A 4,660-nucleotide genomic window follows, 5' to 3' on the forward strand; every position below is an offset into this window, starting at 1 on the left:
CCTGAATTATTCATAGAAAATCATTAATTGGTTACAATCGTTATTCCAATAAGCTTTTTTGTTAAATGTTAATTCACTTGATAAATGAAAAAAGAATCCATTTCTGATAAGGTTAAAACAACGACGAAATAACCACAGAAAGGATTCTTATAATGGCTACTTTACCGCAAATTACCCTTGATTTCAATCGCAAAATTAAATTGTCAAATGATGGAGGGGATCTGTCCTCCGATACTGGTGAATTTCTTTTTAGGGAATTCGATGAGAAAATTGGATTTTCAAAAACACTAGAAAACCATTTGAGGTTAAACGATTCTAGGGCCTATTACCTCCATTCAAACGAGAACTTATTACGTCAAAAGATTTATCAAATGATTGCGGGCTATTCCGAGGATGATGCAGCTGATCATTTAACGAAAGATCCAGTTTTCACCCAAATCATAGGAACGCCAGCGCTCGCTTCACAACCGAGTTTATCTCGTTTTTACACACGTTTTGATAAAGAGTCTATTGATCATTTAAATCAAGCAAACCAAGAATTACTTGATAAAATCCATTCATTTCGGGGGTCCGAAGCTTTATTTATCGATTTGGATTCAACCCATTCTGATACTTATGGAAATCAAGAGGATTCTTCCTACAATACGCATTATGGAACAATGGGTTTTCATCCATTGGTTGCTTTTGATGGTGCTACAGGTGACTTTCTTAAAGCGAAGCTTCGTCCCGGAAATGTATATACTTCAAATGGTATTGTTGAGTTTATTCAGCCATTAATTGAACACTACAACCAAAAGTTCCCTGAAACGAATTTATTCCTTCGTGGAGACAGTGGGTTTGCCGTCCCCGACTTGTACGAATTGTGTGAAAAGGAATCCGTTTTATATGTGATCCGATTAAAATCTAACCTACAATTACAAAGTCTTGCTAAAGAATACCATCCTTCTTCTGCACCACGAGATGTTTCAGAAACAGAGCGCTATTTTGAAGAAGCCACTTATCAAGCCAAGTCATGGTCGAAACCAAGAAAAGTGATTATCCAATCGGTACGACCAGCTGGTGAATTACTTTTTGCCCATTCCTTTTTTGTTACAAATTTTGAAATAGCTTCTCCAAAAGACATCGTACGAGCTTATCAAAAAAGAGGAACGATGGAAAACTATATCAAGGAATCAAAGAATGGCTTTTATTTGGATCACATGAATAGTCATTCTTTTCAAGTCAACACGGTAAAAATGATGCTAAGCCTGCTTGCTTATAATTTAACGAATTGGTTACGAACCATTTGCTTTCCACAAGGTCAAAAGATGATGCAAATTGATACCATACGTACAAGGCTTATTAAAGTTGCCAGTAAACTAGTGAAATCAGGTAGATCTTATTACTTTAAATTGTCATCAAGTTTTGTCTATCAGAAATTCTTTTGGAACGTATTGGGTCAAATACAAAAACTCCAGATTGAGTAGCTTAACTTGGTTTTACCAACTGAAAAAAATTTAAATTTCAGTTAAGGGGAGAAGTCTGCCTAAAAATAGGACATTTCCAATGGGAAATAAATTAATTAGATTTTAAAGGTTAGAAAATGTTCAATCTTATAAAAAGATAGAAAACTCTCACCTGCATTTTAGAAAAACGTGCATCTTTTAAAGTGCTATGAATATTTCAGGTTTATATATTTTTCTTCGTTCATAAACAACAGCCCTTTTTTTAGGACGCGAGCATGAAACTTAGTGCATCTTTTTTTTGTTTTGTATATCTTTCACTTTTTGTGGTGTTACATCATTACCTTTTGGATCAAAAATCTTTACATTTTCAATCGTATTTACCATTGTGGAACGGAAATTTTTCAAATACTCACCACGGAGCTTAGTTTGTTCTTTTGCTTCTTCATGTGTTAGGCCATTCTCTTTTTTCTTTTTTGCAAGTTCATTTATGCGATCAAGTTTATTTTTAGGAAACATTTTAAACTCCTTTATAGAAATAGTATATGATTTCTGTTTAATAGTCTTCTTCATTTACTTTTGCTGTGTTTACATGTATGGACTAAAGGTGGTTATTTATAAAAGCAAAAATAAAAAGCTCAGTCTATAAAAATGAACTGGCTAATTGAAAATCTATTATATCATAAATACATGTACATTCCTATTTTTAAGCATAGCATAGAAGTAATCTAGTCTTTCCTATTATAGCTTCTCCATATATTCTTGATATCTGCGATGAATAGTCGCCTTTGAAAAATGATATCCAAGTCCCTTTAAAGTGGAGGTTATTTCTGTAAATGTTAACCCATTTTGCTTTAGTTTTACGATTTCCTCTATGGGAACATCTAACTTCTGTCGACCTGAATGATCCCCTAAGTTTTTTAAATTCTTGTCTGGGCGATACCCATTTTCTACAGCTCTTCTCATGCCTCTTTTTATCTTTAAATTATGTATTTTCCGTTGATATTCTTCCACTATGCTAACAATCTGTAAAACCATCGTATCGGCTTCTGAAAGAGTAAGCTCTCCTGAGGAAGAGATACTATAAAGTTTAACATTTTCCTTTAAAATGCAATGAAGAATCGCTATCCTTGCATTTCCCCTTCCTAATCTTGTTTCATCCTGTATTAAAATCGACGAAATTTCTTCTTCTTTTATAATCGATAAAAGCTCAAGTAGCCCTTCTCTATCTAAGTCGTAACCACTGGCTCTTTCCGATATGATTCTTTTCACTTGAAAATCCATTTTATTTGCTAACTCTACTAATTCCTCTTCCTGCCTTGCTAGGGAAGTTGTCTGTTCTTCTTTATCTGTACTCACTCGACAATAGATTATTGCATTCTTTTCATTCTTTTTATTCATCATTACTTACTAGATTCCTTTTCTATTATTCTGATGCTAACATTAATTGATGATCCTCTACTTTTACTGGAATGACTAATTCTTCTCCTGCTGAAATATTATTTGCAGCTACATTATTATGCTCTTCAATCCATTTAATAAATTGTTTTTTGGTCATATTATAGGATCCGGCATATTCATTAGATAATTGCCATACCGTTTCACCATTTTTTACCGTAATCGACACATATTTACTAGAATCTGGTTGTCCAGTATTCGCTACAATCATTATACACGCTATAAAACCACAAATTAAAAGAATAATAGTATAAGAATATTTTTCCCACAATTTAGACATTTATAATTCCACCTTTATTTAGAATGTATGTTCGTTTATGCAATTAGTTTAATACGAACAAACGTTTCCTGTCAACAACAAAATAGAACTTATGTTTGTATCCTTATATAGAACGTGCTATAATTAGTACAAGAATAATTTAACGAGGTGCGTATAATGCAGAAGCTTTCAAAGAGGCAATTAGACATACTAGAATACATAAAAGAAGAAGTAAAGCTAAAAGGATATCCACCTTCTGTTCGTGAAATTGCAGAGGCTGTTGGACTTGCATCCAGTTCAACTGTTCATGGCCATTTAGCAAGATTAGAGAGTAAAGGATTAATCCGTCGTGATCCAACAAAACCTAGAGCTATTGAAATATTGGATTTAGAAGAAAGTAATATACCAAAATATAATATTATTAATGTACCTGTAGTCGGAAAAGTTACAGCGGGGTTGCCTATCACTGCTATCGAGAATGTCGAGGAATATTTCCCGTTACCGGAAAGACTAGCACCAAGTGATGAACAAATATTCATGCTAGAAATTATGGGAGAAAGTATGATTGAAGCAGGAATATTAGATGGTGACTATGTTATCGTTAGACAACAGCATTCTGCTAACAACGGAGACATTGTTGTTGCAATGACAGAGGAAGATGAAGCTACGGTTAAACGATTCTTTAAAGAACGCGACTTTATTCGCCTTCAGCCTGAGAACAGTACAATGGAACCAATCATTCTTCGTAATGTAAGCATTCTTGGGAAAGTAATTGGCGTATATCGTCATATTCAATAATAATTCTCAATATAAGAATATAAGAGCACGCAAAAGGCTTGTCCCATTTTTGGACAAGCCTTTTCTATGTATCATTTATGCTCATAGATGGAGATTCCTTTTATTCCCATTCCTTACAGACATCTACCCAATCAACTGCATTGCTATATATATATAGCTCTTCATTGGTCAATTCGATCGCTGAATTACTGCTTCCACATGCTGGGAAAACAGTGGTAAATCGTTTTAGCGATTCATCCATATAGACAGGCAAATTTTCTACTAACCCAAAAGGACAAACACCACCAACTGCATGGCCTGTTTTTTCCAATACTTCTTCTGGCGCTAGCATCCTTGCTTTTTCTGCAAAGATTTGCTTAAATTTTTTGTTATCAATTTTCGCATCCCCTGCTGTAACTATTAATATGGCATCATCATCTTTCCGGAAAGATAACGTTTTGGCGATTCTTTCTGGCTCTACCCCTAATGTTTCAGCTGCTTCTAAGACAGTAGCGCTAGACGTTTGAAATACTTGAATATCTTTTTCTCTATTCCATTTACTTAAATGAATTTGAACATTTTCTAATGACAACGCATGACACTCCCTGAATATTCCTTTTTTTTTAATAATTTAAAATATATCATTAATTGCTATAAAGCTCAAATTCTTTAAATGAATCGATTGAGTCAAGTTTTTGTGGGAGTTTTTTTAGCTCCCTTTTTA

6 protein-coding genes are annotated in these 4,660 nt (G+C 33.9%); 2 read left to right on the forward strand and 4 right to left on the reverse strand.

Going from position 1 to position 4,660, the window contains the following annotated elements:
* Nucleotides 1–152 precede the first annotated feature (152 nt).
* Nucleotides 153–1,466: an IS1380 family transposase gene (locus tag ADJ83_RS22780; RefSeq protein ID WP_016205278.1), complete on the forward strand. Its 1,314-nt coding sequence runs from the start codon at nucleotides 153–155 to the stop codon at nucleotides 1,464–1,466.
* 261 nt (nucleotides 1,467–1,727) lie between these two features.
* Here the strand turns inward: ADJ83_RS22780 and ADJ83_RS22785 are convergent, their stop codons facing one another.
* From ADJ83_RS22785 to yneA, 3 genes are all read right to left on the reverse strand, one after another.
* Complete coding sequence (locus ADJ83_RS22785; RefSeq protein WP_031540279.1) at nucleotides 1,728–1,961, reverse strand: DUF896 domain-containing protein; 234 nt, start codon at nucleotides 1,959–1,961, stop codon at nucleotides 1,728–1,730.
* A 222-nt stretch (nucleotides 1,962–2,183) separates the two neighbouring features.
* Nucleotides 2,184–2,843, reverse strand: coding sequence for a YneB family resolvase-like protein (locus tag ADJ83_RS22790; protein ID WP_031540278.1), 660 nt, complete (start codon nucleotides 2,841–2,843; stop codon nucleotides 2,184–2,186).
* Nucleotides 2,844–2,868: 25 nt separating this feature from the next.
* Entirely contained in the window at nucleotides 2,869–3,180 is a 312-nt protein-coding gene (gene yneA, locus ADJ83_RS22795) for a cell division suppressor protein YneA (RefSeq protein WP_031540277.1), read from the reverse strand.
* A 156-nt stretch (nucleotides 3,181–3,336) separates the two neighbouring features.
* Between yneA and lexA the strand changes: the two genes are divergently transcribed.
* On the forward strand, nucleotides 3,337–3,957 hold the full coding sequence (gene lexA / locus ADJ83_RS22800; protein WP_031540276.1) for a transcriptional repressor LexA: 621 nt from the start codon (nucleotides 3,337–3,339) through the stop codon (nucleotides 3,955–3,957).
* Between the two features lie 100 nt (nucleotides 3,958–4,057).
* Here lexA and ADJ83_RS22805 read toward each other — a convergent pair whose 3' ends face one another.
* A complete protein-coding gene (locus tag ADJ83_RS22805) occupies nucleotides 4,058–4,528 on the reverse strand; it encodes a YbaK/EbsC family protein (RefSeq protein ID WP_031540274.1) in 471 nt (156 codons plus the stop codon).
* Nucleotides 4,529–4,660 lie beyond the last annotated feature (132 nt).

Origin of the sequence: Bacillus sp. 522_BSPC (assembly GCF_001076885.1) — a bacterium.
Lineage (GTDB): Bacteria > Bacillota > Bacilli > Bacillales > Cytobacillaceae > Niallia > Niallia hominis.